Origin of the sequence: Mucilaginibacter metallidurans, assembly GCF_003286435.2 — a bacterium.
GTDB classification, from domain to species: Bacteria; Bacteroidota; Bacteroidia; order Sphingobacteriales; family Sphingobacteriaceae; genus Mucilaginibacter; species Mucilaginibacter gossypii.
Genome location: NZ_CP043449.1, coordinates 7245867 through 7263069 on the forward strand (window position 1 = coordinate 7245867; position 17203 = coordinate 7263069).

Consider the following 17203-nt stretch of genomic DNA (forward strand, 5'->3'; position numbering starts at 1 on the left):
TCGTTTCATGCTTATTAAAAATATCGAAGCCAAGATCCGGCTCGCGACGGTGGTTGCTTTGGGAAGCCTCATCTGTTCGGTGGTTATCAGCGGTATCGTATCGGTTTTTGCCTTCAGGCAGGTAGCGAATGCGCGCCAGAGCGTTTATATCCTGGATAACAATATTCCGATACTTGCCAGGCAGACCGACATTCAAGTTAACCGTCCCGCAGAATACCGGGCACACGTTGACCTGTTTCATTCGCTGTTCTTTTCGCTGACGCCGGATGACAAATACATTGAATACCAGCTAAAACGGGCCATGTACCTGATCGACGAATCCGGTGCACGGGAATATGATGACCTGAAAGAAAAAGGTTTTTTCACCTCTATTCTGTCCTCCAGTTCGGTACTGACCCTGCAAACGGACTCTATTGTACTGGATATGCCAAGACATTATTTCCGTTATTATGGCAAATTGCGGATCGACAGGCGCAGCTCCACGCTGACACGCTCCCTGATCACCGAAGGCTCCCTGAAAGATATTCCGCGTAGCGACAATAATCCGCATGGTGTGCTGATCACCGGCTGGAAGACCCTTGAAAATAAAGACCTTTCCGATGTTCAAAAGAATTCATTCTAACAGAGATCCCGGCGAGACGCTTTGGAGATCGCTGCGGCAGGAATTCGGCAGCTACTTTGAGCAGGCCGGAACAAGCTTCGGACAATTTTGTACGAACTACCCCAAGACCATTTTTGGTAGCATGGTCGTACTGCTGTTGCTGTCGGTATTCCTGTCTTTTACCATATTTCATCATCCCACCCAAGGGCGTGGTCCAGGTTCGGCTGCGCCTCACCACAACCCCGCCAAAGTAAAAAGCCCGCATCCGCTGGATGACGGCTTTTCCAGGATACTGAAAACAGGGACGGCACTGAAACATACGCTGGGACTGAAGCAGGAAGTGGAAGACATCCTGGCTAAAGGGAAGATATCCCCTGTGGATAGTTTGCGGCTTGAAAGAGCCCTGGATTCCCTTGCCGCTATTCAACATCAAATTCATTAATTATGCAAATCAACTTCAAACAGCCGCGCTATATCGTGCCCCTGATATTGCTGCCCTTTCTATGCCTGTTCTTTTATGTATTTCATGGAAAGGCAAAGGAAAAAGTGCCGGTTAATCAGGCTGCGGCTATACAAAGCAATGTGGGCGACGTTTCGGCCCATGTCAAGAAAAGTGCGCTTTCCGATAAGCTGGATGCCTTTCGTAACACTTATAAAGAAAGCGACGGGCTCACAGCGGTAACGCCTGTAACCAATGACGAAACCGCAGCCACCAAATTATCGGCAGGCTATTCCGATAAACAACGGATGCAGCTGGATTCCATAGACCGTGCCATGAAAGCGCGCTTCAGTTCCGGCATGGTCGGTCCGCCGCCTAAACAAAGTGCATCTGTACAGGACCGGCAGGTTTCCGCAGCACTGAACGCCCTTGCCGCACAACGCAAAACAAAAACAGCTCCGGCTGACTATGCCGGGAATACCGCAACGCAAAGGGATAAAGATCCTATGGCAGTTTTCAAGCAGCAGATGGCCTATGTGGACAGCATGCAAAAAGCGAATGACCCTGCCCTTAAAGCTGAACTGCAAAAACAACAGGCGAAAGCTAAAGCACTTGCCAATCAGCCGGTAGCCCTCGAAGTGCGCAAAGCTCCGGAAGGCAGCGTCGATTTCAACACCATCAGGCCGGAGGGGCACAGTGAGCTGATCTCGGCGATCATCGACGAAGAGGTAACTGCCTATGCCGGTTCGCGCATCCGCCTGCGCTTGATGGAAGATATTTGGGCTGGTAAAAACCTGATCCCTAAAGGAAGCACGCTCTATGGCCTGGTCAATGGATTTACCCAGCAACGGGTGACCTTCGTGATCAACTCGGTACTATCCGGTGGTCAGATCCTGCCGGTAAAATTATCGGTATACGACCAGGATGGGATTTTAGGGCTGTATGTTCCCGCATCTGCCTTCCGCGATTTCACCAAAGACCTGAGCGGTAATACGATGCAGGGCGTAAGCATCGAATCCGGCAGCGCCGGGAACCAACTGCTTATGAGCTCCGTGGATAAAATATTTCAATCCACTTCTTCGGCCATTGCCGGTGCTATCCGCAAAAATAAGGCAAAGATCAAATACGGGACCTATGTGTACCTGGTCGATCCGCAAACCATTCAAAATACCCATTAACATGAAAAAATATTTGTTATTGCTTGCTGCATTCATTACCATGGAAGGGCAAAGTTTTGCCCAGCTAAAAAAACGCGACCTCCCGGTCGTTTATTTGCCTGAAAACGTGTCCGTCCATTTTGTTTCACCGGAACCGATCCGCTTTGTGGATATTTCCGTTAAAGCCATTTCAGGTGATCTTCCGGTGCCGAACATCCTGCGCATACATACCCGCGATTCCATCACGCGCTTTAACGATGCCGTGGTTACGATCACCGGCGAAAAATTTATCGCACAATATCGCGTTGTACTCTGCCAGGATGATCACGACGGTACCGTACAGACGGAAATAGCCGTGGAATCATCGGATTGCCGGCCGCTGGATAATCCCGAAGTTGGCCTTTCACAGCCGGAGCTGAAAGCTAACGCGCTGCGGTTGCTGGCCATGCGGCCTGATGATAAGGTAGAAAAAGCAAAAGGGTTTGGCTTGCAGGGCTTTTTATACCATATCTACACGCTTGGCGACTATATTTTTCTGGATATCGGCTTTCGTAATCAAACCAGGCTTCCTTACACGATTGACCAGTTGCACTTCAGTATCGAGGACAAGAAAGTAACCAAGGCCAGTACGATACAGTCCGTCGAGGTTAAACCCGTTTTTGTATTACAGGACATTCCTTCCTTTGATCGGTATTACCGGAATATCTTCGCATTTAAAAAACTAACCTTTCCGGGCAATAAAGTATTTGCCATTGGCCTTAGTGAAAAACAGCTTTCGGGGCGCACCCTGACCCTGAAAGCTGATTATAAGGATCTGCTTCACGCCGATGTCTTTCCAAGATAGCCGGGCCTAATTCCAACAAATTATGGCAGAACCTACATTTCGCCTCGCAGAAGCGCTGGTGCGGCTTGACCCTGCCTTGTATGTCCGCCTGCAGGATGGAAACGCGTTAACGGAATACCTTGCAGACTTTGACGGTATTGACAGCCTTGCCGAAAGCCTGCCATCATCGCCGCTCGATTTTCTGGAAGATGTCCTGGAAGAGGACTTTCATGGGCATTGGCTCCGCTTTCATGAGTCAGGTATTATCCGTTATGAACTGCTCAATATCTGCGCAGCCTGCGAAATTACCTTAAAGGAATTCGGCTGGCCGGAAGCGGACGACAGCCGCCTGTTACGATATGCGGTGATCACCGCCATTGACGATTATTTACTGGAAGGAGGCGGTGATGGCCTATAATGCACGTGAGAAACTGGCGGCCAATATCGCCGCCCTGCGCATCGTGTTAGACTGGGACGGCAAACGCAGGCTCAACAGCGATGAGCTTGACTCACTCAAAGCCTATTCCGGTTTCGGCGGTCTGAAGGCGGTGCTTTATCCTGACGCGGAGCGCGAGGAATGGGTAAAAATGAAAGCCTCGGAAGCCGACCTTCGGCTTTATCCGCAGGTAATGGAACTGCACGCATTATTAAAAGACAAGTTGAGCAGCTACGGTTATAAACGGGCATTCGACGACCTGCAGGATAGTTCGCTTACCGCTTATTATACACCAGACCTCGTACCCAGGGCGATCTATACTGCACTCGGTGACCGGGGATTGTTTCCCAAACGCGTATATGAGCCAAGCGCCGGAGCCGGCATATTTATTACGGAAGCAGTGCGCCTCTTACCGGAACTGCAAAACATCACGGCGGTAGAAAAAGATTCACTGACCGGAAAACTCCTTTCCGCCATCTGTTCAACGCTTTCAGTACCCTCGGATGTTCAGATAAAAGGTTTTGAAGAAACGGCCGCCGATGAAAAGGGGCAGTTTGACCTGATCGCTTCTAACATCCCGTTCGGCAATATCTCTGTATTTGACAAGGCATTTCAAAACAACAGTATCACCGATCGCATCCATAACTACTTTTTTGCAAAAGGATTGGATAAGATTGGTCACGGCGGCCTGCTGGCATTTCTTACCACGGATGCATTTTTAAACACGCCCGGTAATGTTATGGCCCGCAAATACCTGTTTACGCAGGCGGATTTTGTCAGTCTGCTGATACTGCCGGATAACCTGATGAAGGATAATGCCAATGTGGAAGCACCTTCACACTTGTTACTGGTGCAAAAGAATGACCATAAGGACAGTTTTACAGAAGCGGAGGAACTGTTATTATCCACCGTCGAGCAGACAGGTGAAAACGGAAACTATTTATTAAACGCTTATGTCCACCGTCACCATGAACTGATCATGGCGGACGAAATTGCGGAAGGCACCAATCAATACGGCAAACCCGCGCGGGTCGTCTGGCATAACGGTGATATGGAAGCCCTGTTTCCGGCCATGGTCGAACAACTGGCCAATGACCTGGACGCCCGGTTCGATAAAATACGGTTTGAGACCTTGCAGCAACAGTTAGGGTTTGAAAAAGGGGAATTGTTACACCGCAATGAAGCGGTAAAAACAGAAACCAAAAAGTTTACCTTTCTGGATGTTCCCATTCCAAAAGAAACTAAGGTTGTTGCCCAGCTCGGACTTTTTGATACCGCACCCCAACCGGTGGGTAAGGCGCAGGCTTATTTGTCCGATACCGATGAAGCGACGGTAGTACCATCGTCCGCCCGTATCATCAGCACGATTCGTACCACCGACAGGCCCGAGCATGATACGGTAGTATTGCTGACCGCCCGTTCAAAGGCAACCGGACGATATGTATATAAGCAGTATTCCAATGCCGCGGAAGTTAAATTATCAGCCAAATGGTTAAGTGGTAATGCCTTATCTGATGAGCTGAAGGTGCTCTCCGCAAAACTAAAGGGTTTTGGATATAATTATGTCTATGAAGGCGACCGCAGCCTGGAACCTGCCTTCGGACTGGTAGCCGAAAAGCCAAGGGGCTTTCGTAACCTCAAACCATTTTATGTAAAGGATACGCTCGTGATACATGGCGATAAAGCCGGGCTGATCGGTCCACCGGGTGAGACGGAAGCTGAATTTTTTCCTTTCGAGGACCAGCACCAACGCGCCTTTTATAAGGCTTATGTTGCCGTCCGGGATGCTTATGTCGATCTTTTTGATACAGAAATGCAATCGCTCACAGAGCAACCCGGATTACGCGCAACCCTCAACGGGCATTATCAGTCCTTTACGGAAACCTATGGTGAATTGAACAAAACACTCAATCGCTCGCGTATCCTGAACGACCCTCCCTTTGGTTTTACCATTTTGTATTCGCTGGAAAAACAGCAGGAAGGGCGCATTGTGCGCTCGGATATTCTCAACGGGCCGGTGTTTCCACGGCAGGAAGCGCTCAAAACTGACGACCCCGCCGATGCGTTGGCCCGCTGTCTGAATGACAAAGGAAAAGTCGATCTGCCCTATATCAGCGAGATGACCGGGCTGCCGGAGGGCGAACTGGTCGCCGCGCTTGAAAAACACATTTATCTGAACCCTAAAGGTATGGCCTGGGAAACCAGCGACCATTACCTGTCGGGGAACGTCGTGCAGAAACTCGCCGAGGCCGAAGCCGTAGCTACGGAACTGCCGGACGACCTGCAGGTCGCGCGGAGCCTCGCTGCCATTACCAGGGTACAACCCGAGCCGATCCCTTTTGAGTTGCTGGATTTTAACCTGGGGGAACGCTGGATACCGGCTGACTACTATCAGCGTTTTGCCACTTCGCTGTTCGGCCTGAAAACGCAGGTAGCGTATTTCCCGTCGATGGATATGTTCAAGGTCGGCTATTCCGGCGGCAATGCCGTGACCGATGGGGAGTTCAGCGTGACACCGCGTTCCGGCCAGAAAATGAAAGGCCATACGCTGCTGGAATACGCACTGGAAAACACCTCGCCTTTTTTTACCTATAAGACAAAGCGCAACGGTGAGGAAGTGAAAGTTCCGGACAACGAGGCGACCCAGGCCGCGCATCAGAAGATCGAAACCATCCGCGAACGTTTCCTGGTCTGGCTGCAGGCGCTGCCGGACCACGAGAAATCAGCGTTGGAAAAAAAATATAACGATACCTATAATTGTTATGTACTGCGCGAGTATGACGGCAGCCACCTGACGTTCCCCGGTCTGGACCTGCAGGCGCTGCGTATCCCCGCGCTTTACGATTCGCAGAAAAACGCCGCCTGGCGGATCATTCAGAACCGCGGCGCCCTGATCGACCATGAGGTGGGCCTTGGCAAAACGCTGACAATGATCATTGCCGCCATGGAAATGAAACGGCTGGGCATTGTTTTCAAACCCTCAATTTTAGGGCTAAAAGCCAATGCCGTACAAGTCGCAGATACCTTCAGAAGAGCCTACCCGGCCGCGCGGGTGCTGGCTCCCGGTGAAAATGATTTTACACCGGGCAAAAGGCAGCAGCTTTTCCGTCAGATCGCCAACAACCAATGGGATTGCGTCGTGATGACGCACGACCAGTTCGGCAAAATCCCGCAGGCGCCCGAGATCGTGCGTGAGATCACGCAGATCGAGCTGAACAACGTGGAACTGGATTTAGATACCGCGCGGGAACTCGGCGGGGAGATCACCCGCAAGATGCTTAAAGGTCTTCAGATCCAGCAGAGGAACCTTCAGGCGAAACTGGATGCCGCCGTGTATGCCATTGAAAACAACCAGGATACCGGCATCACCTTTGAAACGATGGGCATCGACCACCTGTTCGTGGACGAATCGCATAAGTTCAAGAACCTGACCTTTACCACCCGGCACAACAAGGTTGCCGGACTCGGTAATCCCCAGGGCAGCCAACGCGCACTGAACATGCTCTTTGCCGTCCGCTCTTTGCAGCAGAAGTTTGACCAGGACCTGGCCGTGACCTTTTTATCCGGTACGCCGATCTCGAACAGCCTGACCGAAATGTACTTAATATTTAAGTATTTACGGCCGCGTGAACTGGAACGGCAGCAGATCAGCAACTTTGATGCCTGGGCAGCCGTCTATGCGCGAAAAACCGTAGACTTTGAGTTTTCGGTTACCAACGAGATCATCCAGAAAGAGCGCTTCCGGCATTTTATTAAGGTGCCTGAGCTGGCGCTGTTCTACAACGAGATCACGGACTACAAGACCGCCGAGCAGATCCAACAGGACAGGCCGCAGATCGAGGAACGGCTGATCAACCTCAAGCCAACGCCTGACCAGGTGGATTTTATCCAGCGGCTCATGGCCTTTGCAAAAACCGGCGATGCCACCCTGATCGGGCGGGCGCCGCTGACCGAGGAAGAAGATAATGCCCGGATGCTCATCGCGACCAATTATGCAAAGAAAATGTCCGCCGATATGCGCCTGATCGACGCGGAAAAATACGGCGACCACCCGGACAACAAGGTCAACACCTGCGCACGTCTGATCAATGAATACTATCATAAGAGCCAGGAATGGCGGGGTACGCAGCTGGTCTTTTGCGACATCGGCACCCCTAAGAAGGACCAATTCGATATTTACAATGCGCTAAAAGACAAGCTCGTGCAGGATTTTAATATCCCGGCCCACGAGATATCCTTTATCCACGACTGGCCGGAAAAGAAACGCCCGGAAATGTTCCGCCTGATGAACGAGGGCCATATCCGCGCCATGTTCGGCAGCACGGATATGCTGGGTACCGGTAATAACATTCAGAACCGCGTGGTCGCCATGTGGGACCTGGACCTGCCCTGGCGTCCTGCCGACCTCAACCAGCGCGGCGGGCGCGGCGCACGCCCCGGCAACTGGGTCGCCAAGCAGCATTTTAATAATAGAGTGTACCGAGGCATCCTGGCAACCGAGCAATCACTCGACACTTACAAGTTCAACCTGCTGAAAAATAAGCAGACCTTTATTTCGCAGATCAAAAACAGCCAGCTCAGCGTGCGCTCCATCGATGAGGGCGCTCTGGACGAGCAGGGCGGTATGAACTTCGCCGAGTATATTGCCATCCTGTCGGGCGACACTTCGCTGCTGGACAAAACCCGTATCGATAAAAAGATCGCGGTACTGGAAGGTTCCAAATCCACGCATTTTAAAGAAGTGTCAAAAGCGCGATACCGCATTGAAACCATTGACCGGGATACGGAAAAAACGCGCGGGACACTGGAAAAACTGGCCGGCGACGAGAAAAGCTATCAAGGCCAGCTTACCCATGACGCCGAGGGCACCAAGCACAACCCGATCCAGCTCTTTGAATTGCAAGCCGCAGATCCCGAAGTCATTGGCCGCCACATCATCGACCTGTACCAGAACTGGAAACCTGCAAAAGGAGAAAGTGAGGACAAGCAGATCGGCACCTTATACGGCTTTGAACTGTATGTGCGGCAGCAGCGCGAAGGCATTGAACGGAACGGCATTATGGAATACAGCTATCACAACAGCCTCTATGCCGAAAGCCCGGCCTCAGGTATCAAGTATTTATATAACAGCGGGCATCCCAACATCGACAACGCGAAACTGGCCGCACGCTATTACATCAGTGCCATTGACCGTGTAACCAGCCTGCGCGAGAAGTACCAGAAGGACCTGAAGATCGCCGACGAAGAAAAGGCCGTACTCATCAAGATCATGGGCCGTACCTTTGATAAGGAAGAGGAACTGGCCGAACTCAAAGCTGAATCTGCCCGCCTGCAGGAACAGATCGCCGGCACTATCCGCGATAACCAGATGAAGATCGTGGATATTGATGCCGATGAGGTTGAGGATATTGATGAGGACAACGTGTTATCGCTTAACAATGACGAAGCAAAAGAGGAGGAAGAGGAAGAAAAACCGCAGCTACGAAAATTTGGCGGAAGATAAGATGGCCTTTTCTCCTTCGGCGAACCGCATTAGCCGCATTCAAGCGGTTCTAACTCTAAATGATTTGTATGCGTAACTCTTTTGCGCTCCATGAACTGAGCGATTCCGAAATGAGGTCCCTGGGATTATATGATCAATACGGCGATTTAAGGATCGAACCGGAGGACCTGGATGTATTACTTTCCGGCCGCCGGACTTCCCTGATGCGTCTGCACGATCTCACCTCCAATGGCATGAATATCGCACAAATGGATGCAAAATTATCATTGCACCGGGATAGCGAGGGGCAGGCATTTATTCGTGTTCATCCCGTTTATCATCAACCGAAACTTCCATTTGCAGGAGAAGATGACAGCATTCAGGCACTTTTAGACGGCCGGGAATTGCACGCCCGTTATAGGATGGCGACTGCCGTGATTGCTCCTGAGGTGTCGAAGGAATATGAGTATATCTATGAATACGATGCGGAAACCCGTGAATTTATTTCCTATGCACCTGAAAAAGTACCCGTGCCGGACCGTATTAATGGTTTTGAATTAAGTCCGGCCCAAAAGCTCGACTTCAGTCGTGCGATCCCCTTAACCCTGCCGGATGGAACCAGCCTGGTTTATAAAGCTACGGACAGCAACGGTTTGTTAGCGAACCGGTGGTCGCTTATTCTTTCGAAAGACACCGAAGATGGAAGGGCCTATGAACTTCTTGAAGGTATCAGGCCATTGGGAACAGCACAGATCGCTGAGGAAAGCCCGGCTTTTAAAAAAGAAAATGATGCCATGAATGCGGCAATCCAACCAACCTTTCAGGAGAATTTAAAAGTTTCAGGCAGGAAACGCTGAGCATCTTAAATGCTGGAAAACGCCGAAGCATTCCTTCAAGCCCAAAAAGCAAGTCACTTATGGAAGAACGGCAAAGCCCTCCTGACTGCCTTTAAAAAACAATCAAATGGAAGAAACACGCGAACAGCAGAAGCTGCATGGCTTCCTGCAATGTCTGATCTATATCATGGTCGCCCTGGAAGCGGCCATTTTTATTTATATCCGGGCGCCGATCTGGGGAATCTTTCACCACGCGCTGTACCGGATCAGCCTGCTTCCTTTCTACCAGAACCTCATTTACAGCAAGCTGGCTACTTTAGCCCTCATTTGTCTGGTCAGTATCGGTACAGTTGCAAAAAAGGAAGTTGATCTTGAACCAAAAAAACATATTGTTTACCCGCTCACATTAGGGCTGCTGTTATTTTTCGGCAGCCTTTTTTGTTACGGGCGTGACGGGCCCCTGGTATTTGCCTATACCCGCTGGTGGGATCTGATCTATTTTATGCTATCGGTGACCGGGGCATTGCTGACCAGTATCGCCATGGACAATATTTCCAAGCTGATACGATCAGGTTTAGGTAAAGATGTCTGGAATATAGAGGGTGAAAGTTTCCAGCAACCGGAAACGATCATAGCGACGGAATATTCCGTGAATATCCCGATGCTCTTCTATTACAAACGTAAGGTCCGGCGGGGCTGGATAAACCTGACGAACCCCTTTCGCGGGACGCTCCTGATCGGGACGCCAGGCTCCGGTAAATCCTTTTCAGTCGTGAATCCGTTCATACGCCAACTGACCGCAAAGGGTTTTTGTATCGCACTCTATGATTTCAAATTCCCAGATCTCGGCCAGATCGCCTATTACCATTACCTGCTGGCCAAACAGCAAGGCAAGCTGAAGGGATACGATTTTCATGTCGTGAACCTTAACGAGGTAGAAAAAAGCCGGCGTATCAATCCCTGGAAAAGGGAATATATCCGGACGCTGGCGGATGCCGGTGAAACAGCCGAAGCCTTAGTGGAAGCAATGAAAAAAGGCGATAAATCGGGTGGTTCCGACCAATTCTTCACCCAGTCCGCCATCAACTTTTTATCTGCCTGTATTTATTTTATGAGCCGTTATGAGGACGGCAAATATTCATCGTTCCCGCACGTGCTGGCCCTGCTAAACCGCAGTTATGAGGAAATATTTCAAACGCTGTTTAAACAGGCAGAACTGACATCGTTGTTATCTCCCTTTGTTTCTGCTTTTAAGAACAAGGCCTTTGACCAACTGGAAGGCCAGGTCGGTACCTTGAAGATCTTTTTATCACGTCTGGCAACAAAAGAAACGTATTGGGTATTCTCCGGGGATGATTTTGATCTGAAGATATCGGACAAAAAGCATCCTGCAATGCTGGTTCTGGCTAATGACCCTGCCACACAAAATATCAATTCCGCCTGCTATTCGGTCATCATCAACCGGCTGACCAAGCTTATTAATAGCAAGGGCAATCAGCCCTCAGCTTTGATCATTGACGAGTTGCCGACGCTTTTTGTCCATAAGGTGGAAAACCTGATCGCAACCGCCCGATCCAATAAGGTCGCCGTACTCATGGGGTTACAGGAGTTGCCACAATTCCAGCAGCAATATGGTAAAGAAACCGCCGCAACCATTACCTCGGTAACCGGCAATGTACTCTCCGGCTCTGTGCGCAGTAAGGATACACTGGACTGGCTCGAAAAATTGTTAGGCCGTAACAAACAGATCAGTGAGAGCCTTTCTATTGACCGCAACAAGACTTCCACCTCACTCAATGAAAAGCTGGAAATACTGGTACCCGCCGGAAAAATCGCGACACTGAAAGCCGGTGAGCTCGTCGGTGTGATCGCCGCTGATGTCAAGGAACAGTACAACGGTGATTATGAATCCTCATCGATCAATTGCCGGGTAAACCTCGACCTCGATGAACTGAAAAAGGAAGAGGCGGGCTACAGGCCCCTGCCCGTTTACTATGATTTCGGCGACCACAGAGAAACTGTACTAACGGAAAACTTTAAACGGATCAACCGCGAGATCGCCCATATCATTCAGAAACATCAGCCGCCGAAAGTAAATACGCCTAAGGCAGCTATGAAGGAACAATTAAAAAATAACAGAAAATGAACCAAACAGATGACCTGACCGGCACCCTGGTGCTGGTCCATCCCGATCTGACAGATGACCCGGTTAATAAACAGGGGCAAATGGGCATGATCATGTTCGCCGAACCTGAAAAGGATGATATCTATGTCACGTTCGGTAAGAATGAACGGGCGCTTTATAGTACTGATGCACTCCTCATTTTTAAAAAACCTAACGAGATCTATCAGCAATTGATGACGAACGTTAAGGACATTCCTGTTGCAGATCTAAAGGCACTTTATCGCATTGGAATGTTGCTGGACAATGGCACGAGCAAGGGTGCAAGGGAAGCCATGCAGCTTGCTGTTGACAACCCAGGTATACTCAACAGGGCGATGGAAACCTTGCAAAGCAAGCTCGGACTTGATATCGGAAACTCCGTTGAACAGGAACAAACGAATACACACAGCTATGGCCGTTAAACTTTTTGGAGTTTTATTGCTTTGCAGCCTCCCTTTACGGCAGGTGCGCCTCACCTCCGGCTTTGGCTACCGGCTGCATCCCATTTATCACCGGGTAAAATTGCACGCAGGGATCGATCTTGCTGCCCGTAGCGATACCGTTTTTTCCATTTTGGATGGTGTTGTGCAAAGCTGCCGCTATAACAGCAAGCTTGGCCTGTACGTCACCATAGACCACGGCAGTTCATTGCGCAGCATCTATGGCCATTTATCACAATGGTTCGTTATGCAGGGCGATACGGTAGAAGCCGGTGAACCGATCGCTGTTACTGGTGCGACAGGTACGGTAACCGGTGAGCATTTACATTTCGGCGTCACTTATAGAAGCCGGTGGCTCGACCCGCTGAAGTTTCTTTACCAGACCATCTACCCGAACCCTGGCCCATGAAAAGCCTTGACGATTTTTTAGGCAAAGTGTCCGAGGGGGACTGCCTGGAAATTATGGCCGAAATGCCGGACAACTGTATCGACATGGTATTGACCGATCTTCCTTATGGCACGACCCAAAATCCCTGGGATATATCCATAGACCTACAGAAGCTTTGGAAGCAGTACCGTCGTTTATTAAAGCCAAATGGAATCGTTATTCTGACGGCTCACGGCAGGTTCACGGGGGAACTGATCATGAGCAATCCGGGATGGTACAAGTATAAACTCGTCTGGATCAAATCAAAAGCGCCGAATTTTTTACAGGCGAAACGACAGCCACTAAAAAAGCATGAGGATATTCTGGTATTCTATCCCGGTAGCCCGGTTTACCATCCCCAAATGACAACCGGTAAGCCGTACGGAGCACGTACGCGATCAACCACTAAAAGCGGATGTTATGGGCCTTATGGTAATAAAGAAAATGCCAACAACGGCGCGCGTTATCCTATTGACGTAATTTTTTTGGAACTCGACGACTGGATATATTTTAAAACGGCAGAATGCGAGGGCAAAGCCGTGCATCCTTCTCAAAAACCGGTTGCACTTGGTCAATACCTTATCCGTACCTATTCTAACCCTGGCGCTGTCGTGCTGGATAACGCCTGCGGCAGCGGAACATTTCCGGTTGCCGCCATTCGCGAAGGCCGTCAGTTTATTGCCATCGAACAAAACAAAAACATCTTTTATCTGAAAGATCAGCCCCTGGACCTGATCAGCTATTGTCGCGCAAGGTTTGCGCAGGAACAAGTCATTTACCAACAATCCATACAAAATCATGAGTGAACTATCAAATCAACAAACTGCGGCCCGCCTGGTCGAAAAAATGAACGACAGGCAAAGCCCTTTTGATCTGCCCGGCTTTGAAATGCCGGTCAATCCCACCACAGGAAAAGCCTATCGCGGCATGAATGCCCTTTGGCTGGCCATGCAGGGCCCGCGCGACCCGCGCTGGATGACCCTGAAACAAGCTTCAAATAAAAACGGCTGGAAAATACAGACCGGTTCCAAGGGAACTTTGATCAGCTTCCTGAAAACGACCGACCGCGTGCAGCTTTTAGACGATCAGGGCAAGCCACAGCTGAACAGCCGCCGAAACCCTAAAACAGAACTGATCAAGCTGGCCAATCCCGTTGATGTTGATGCCTACGTATTTAACGCCTCACAGGTTGAGGGCATTCCTTCCTTAAAGGAATATGAAGAACGCAGGGCTGCTTCAAGGCCCGACCCCATGGAACAACTGGGTAAGCTTATTGAACTCACCAACGCCAAAGTAGAAACAACCATCGGCGAGCCTGGTTACGACCCTTCCGACCGCATTATTTACATGCCGGAACCCGACAGCTTTGGAACCCCAAGGGAATACCAGGCCGCGCTACTGTATGAAGTGGTGAAATTCGCCGGACAGGATAAAGAACTGTTCGATCCGATGGATATTTCCCCTGCGGAACAGGCTAAGCCTGCTTTGGCAGCCCTTTTTATCGGCAACGATATCGGCGTTTATTCCCAACTGGCGCCACAGATCAACCTGGATGATGTTTACGAAACCGCGTTGAATGCGCCGGACGAGTTAGAAAAGGCCGCTAACAACGCGCAGTACATCACCGATTACCTGCATGGACTGATCAATTCACCTGAACAACGGCAGGCAGCCAGGCAGGACAGGGTACTTATTGTAGGCGATGTGATCGACTATAACGAGAAACAGTACGAAGTGATGAGTAAATTGCGCGGCAAGGACCTGCAGGTAATGGATAAATCCACCGGCAACCGCTTTAAGGCCAGTCCTGGTGACGGCATCTATGCTTCCTTGCTGAATGCCAAGATCGAAGGTCTGAAAGGACAGCGTGAACAAAACAGGACCGCAGCCCCGGAAAAATCTGAAAATGTTAGTGAAGAGCAGGATAACAGCATGCAGTATGAGCACGAAAACGAACTTGAACAAGAGGCAGACAACGTGGTCAGCTTCAGACAACAGGAAGATTTCGGCGAGGATGAAGGAGAGGGCAATATCCTTGATTTCAGCGAATCCTATGAGGAAACGCCTGAGCTGAACCTCAATGAGGAAGCCGGTGAAAAACAAAAAAGCGGGAGGAAACGTTGAAGCCGCTAATTTTTAATGAGGCTGATCTGCCGCTGGATGACCTGGCGGAGATCGGCCTTGTAGCTGACGGAAGGGTCTTGCTCGAAGAGGAAGATCTTAAAGCCCTGCTTTCCGGACGCCGGACGCAAATGCTGTCCCTGAAAGACCTGGAATATGCGGACATCCGGATCGCTTCGCTGAATGCTAAGATCTCGCTGGTCAGCGGTGCGGATGGAAAACCCGAACTGATGATCTATCCAACTTATCTGCGCAGTAATCCTCCCGAATACCTTTCGGAGGAAGAATCCTGGGCGTTGGAAACCGGTGAAGAAACAAGCTTCGAAAAGGAGATTGTCGATAAAAAGGGTCAGAAAAAACGCGTGCTGGTAGAATTTGACCGGGAAACAAACCGGTTTCTTGAAACCGACGAGGAAGAAGTGGAAGCCCCCGAAGAGATCAACGGCCATCCGCTTACGCCGGAACAAAAAGCCAAATTTAAACGCGGCCAGGAAGTTGAAGTACCCGACGGTACGAAAGTTCAGTACACCGCAACGAATCGTAACGGCATACGTGCAAACCGTATCGCATTGATCGCCTCCATCGTATTTGACGGTGGTATTTCATACCTTTTATTCCACGGCATTAAGTCGCTGATGGGACAGAAACACAATGCGGCCTCTGCGGAACTGAGCCAGGACTATCAGGATACAGTTCTGAAAATGAAGCAACAGCAGGAAGCGGCGCCGGCGCCGGTCCTCGATTTGACCGGGGATGAAAAAAACCGCACCCATAGCCGCCGTTCACGATAGATGGCAGCCTTTTTAAAAAAGCTGGGCGTTCCACGGAACGTTCAGCTTTTTTTCGAACCCTGGTACGAGGTACAGGCCGACGGTAGTATCCTGTTTCCTTTTGGCGACGAGTTTGAGCACGTGTCACCCGGCTTTCACCGCGTACCGACTGCCGTCAATCCCTGGACAGCAGGCAGCGGCCCACTGGTTTTTTTCAGTTTTTCAGCTATAGAAGCCATTTGTTTTTTAACCTGTTATGCCCATTCCTTTGCCGATCTCAACCTGCTTCAATTTATAGCTATCGGCAACCATTGGGAAAACGTTCAAAGCTGTACCGGAAAAATCACCTTGTTATTCGGGCAGGATGTCCTCGGGAGGCTTACCGATATTAAGTTATCTATGGCGCTTCGTAACAAAAGGTTGGCCATACGCTATTGCGCCGATGCCACTTTTGACATTGATAGGCACCGTTTTACTGAATCTGAAATAACCTTAAGCTCTTTTGAAAAAACACTCGGCTTGCGCTCCGGCATCCGCACCGTGAAACCCAGGAACTTTAACACATTTTTTGAACAATTAAAACATCAGAATTTATGACACTGATCTCTTTTCAACATTCGATCAAGTACATCTATCTGCAATTAGCGCCTTACACGGTACTTACAATTGCAAGTGGTTGTATGGCTTACTCAATGAGTATCCTTTGGTTAATGATTTACTTAACCCTATCTGCCGTATTGATTTGGCGATTGATTGCATTGACCGCTGTACAATACTTCTTTACGCCTGACATGCTGGTTGTGAGTAAGGGTGTAATCTGTAAAACAGTGGAATGCCGTGCAATCTGGCAACTTAAGGGAACCGACATCCGCTTTAACACGCCGTTAAGCTGGCTTCATGTCTCACATATTCACTGCGGGCTTGAAGGGCCGCCGGCAGATCGTATCCGGATCATAGGTGTCGATAACCATTCCATGCTACAGGTCCTCCAGCAGCTGAAGGAAGGGATAGCCGCCAACAAGGAAATGTGGCGAAATTATTTTCAACCGGAAAACATATGAATATGATAAGCATCCGGCCATCGGCGATCTACGCCTTGCTGATGGTCATTCCTTTTATCCTGCTGGCCTTACTTTTTTTCGCCCTCGCAGCCCGATTGGTGCCGGCCCTGATCTTGATCAGCGTCCTTTGCAGCGCCATCGGTTTTTACCGTTACTGGAAGGTTCGCCGGACCATCTACAACCTCGACGCTGAAGTGCTGCACATCTCCACCGGCATATTTCTGCGCCGGACGGACAGCTTAGAGCTGTACAGGGTTAAGGACTACGTTGTTACCCGCAATTTATTGATGCAACTGTTTGGTTTGATGAACCTCACATTGCTGACAACCGATCTGACCGGGCCGGTCATTATTTTACGTGGCATTCCCCAGTCTGATCTCCCTGAGGTCATTCGTGAACGCGTTCAGCGTGCCCGCGGGAACAGTAAGATCGTAGAACTTAATTGA

At 49.9% G+C, this 17203-nt stretch carries 16 protein-coding genes; all 16 read left to right on the top strand.

Going from position 1 to position 17203, the window contains the following annotated elements:
- Positions 1-7 precede the first annotated feature (7 nt).
- The 16 genes from traK (at position 8) to DIU38_RS31430 (ending at position 17203) form a co-directional block, all read left to right on the top strand.
- Positions 8-622, top strand: coding sequence for a conjugative transposon protein TraK (gene traK / locus DIU38_RS31360; protein ID WP_112653894.1), 615 nt, complete (start codon positions 8-10; stop codon positions 620-622).
- Positions 600-1043: a hypothetical protein gene (locus DIU38_RS31365; RefSeq protein WP_146750362.1), complete on the top strand. Its 444-nt coding sequence runs from the start codon at positions 600-602 to the stop codon at positions 1041-1043. Before traK ends, DIU38_RS31365 begins: the two co-directional genes overlap by 23 nt.
- 2 nt (positions 1044-1045) lie before the next feature.
- Positions 1046-2218: a conjugative transposon protein TraM gene (locus DIU38_RS31370; RefSeq protein WP_112653892.1), complete on the top strand. Its 1173-nt coding sequence runs from the start codon at positions 1046-1048 to the stop codon at positions 2216-2218.
- Between the two features lies 1 nt (position 2219).
- Positions 2220-3041: a DUF4138 domain-containing protein gene (locus DIU38_RS31375; RefSeq protein ID WP_243770609.1), complete on the top strand. Its 822-nt coding sequence runs from the start codon at positions 2220-2222 to the stop codon at positions 3039-3041.
- Positions 3042-3063: 22 nt separating this feature from the next.
- Complete coding sequence (locus DIU38_RS31380) at positions 3064-3438, top strand: hypothetical protein (protein ID WP_112653890.1); 375 nt, start codon at positions 3064-3066, stop codon at positions 3436-3438.
- Entirely contained in the window at positions 3428-8959 is a 5532-nt protein-coding gene (locus DIU38_RS31385) for a helicase-related protein (RefSeq protein WP_112653889.1), read from the top strand. Before DIU38_RS31380 ends, DIU38_RS31385 begins: the two co-directional genes overlap by 11 nt.
- 68 nt (positions 8960-9027) lie before the next feature.
- A complete protein-coding gene (locus DIU38_RS31390) occupies positions 9028-9795 on the top strand; it encodes a DUF4099 domain-containing protein (RefSeq protein WP_167516324.1) in 768 nt (255 codons plus the stop codon).
- Positions 9796-9901: 106 nt separating this feature from the next.
- A complete protein-coding gene (locus DIU38_RS31395) occupies positions 9902-11920 on the top strand; it encodes a type IV secretion system DNA-binding domain-containing protein (protein ID WP_112653887.1) in 2019 nt (672 codons plus the stop codon).
- Positions 11917-12360 carry a hypothetical protein gene (locus tag DIU38_RS33310; RefSeq protein WP_167516325.1) on the top strand — a complete coding sequence of 148 codons (444 nt, stop codon included), beginning with the start codon at positions 11917-11919 and terminating at the stop codon, positions 12358-12360. The genes DIU38_RS31395 and DIU38_RS33310 overlap by 4 nt, the downstream gene beginning before the upstream one ends.
- Complete coding sequence (locus tag DIU38_RS31400; protein ID WP_167516326.1) at positions 12350-12787, top strand: M23 family metallopeptidase; 438 nt, start codon at positions 12350-12352, stop codon at positions 12785-12787. The genes DIU38_RS33310 and DIU38_RS31400 overlap by 11 nt, the downstream gene beginning before the upstream one ends.
- Positions 12784-13611, top strand: a complete 828-nt coding sequence (locus DIU38_RS31405) for a DNA-methyltransferase (protein WP_112653885.1) — start codon at positions 12784-12786, stop codon at positions 13609-13611. The genes DIU38_RS31400 and DIU38_RS31405 overlap by 4 nt, the downstream gene beginning before the upstream one ends.
- Positions 13604-14929, top strand: coding sequence for an ArdC-like ssDNA-binding domain-containing protein (locus tag DIU38_RS31410; protein ID WP_112653884.1), 1326 nt, complete (start codon positions 13604-13606; stop codon positions 14927-14929). The genes DIU38_RS31405 and DIU38_RS31410 overlap by 8 nt, the downstream gene beginning before the upstream one ends.
- Positions 14926-15717, top strand: coding sequence for a DUF4099 domain-containing protein (locus DIU38_RS31415; RefSeq protein WP_112653883.1), 792 nt, complete (start codon positions 14926-14928; stop codon positions 15715-15717). Before DIU38_RS31410 ends, DIU38_RS31415 begins: the two co-directional genes overlap by 4 nt.
- Positions 15718-16293, top strand: coding sequence for a hypothetical protein (locus DIU38_RS31420; protein WP_112653882.1), 576 nt, complete (start codon positions 15718-15720; stop codon positions 16291-16293). It begins immediately after the preceding gene.
- Positions 16290-16757, top strand: a complete 468-nt coding sequence (locus DIU38_RS31425; RefSeq protein ID WP_112653881.1) for a hypothetical protein — start codon at positions 16290-16292, stop codon at positions 16755-16757. The genes DIU38_RS31420 and DIU38_RS31425 overlap by 4 nt, the downstream gene beginning before the upstream one ends.
- Positions 16758-16759: 2 nt before the next feature.
- Positions 16760-17203, top strand: a complete 444-nt coding sequence (locus DIU38_RS31430) for a PH domain-containing protein (RefSeq protein WP_167516327.1) — start codon at positions 16760-16762, stop codon at positions 17201-17203.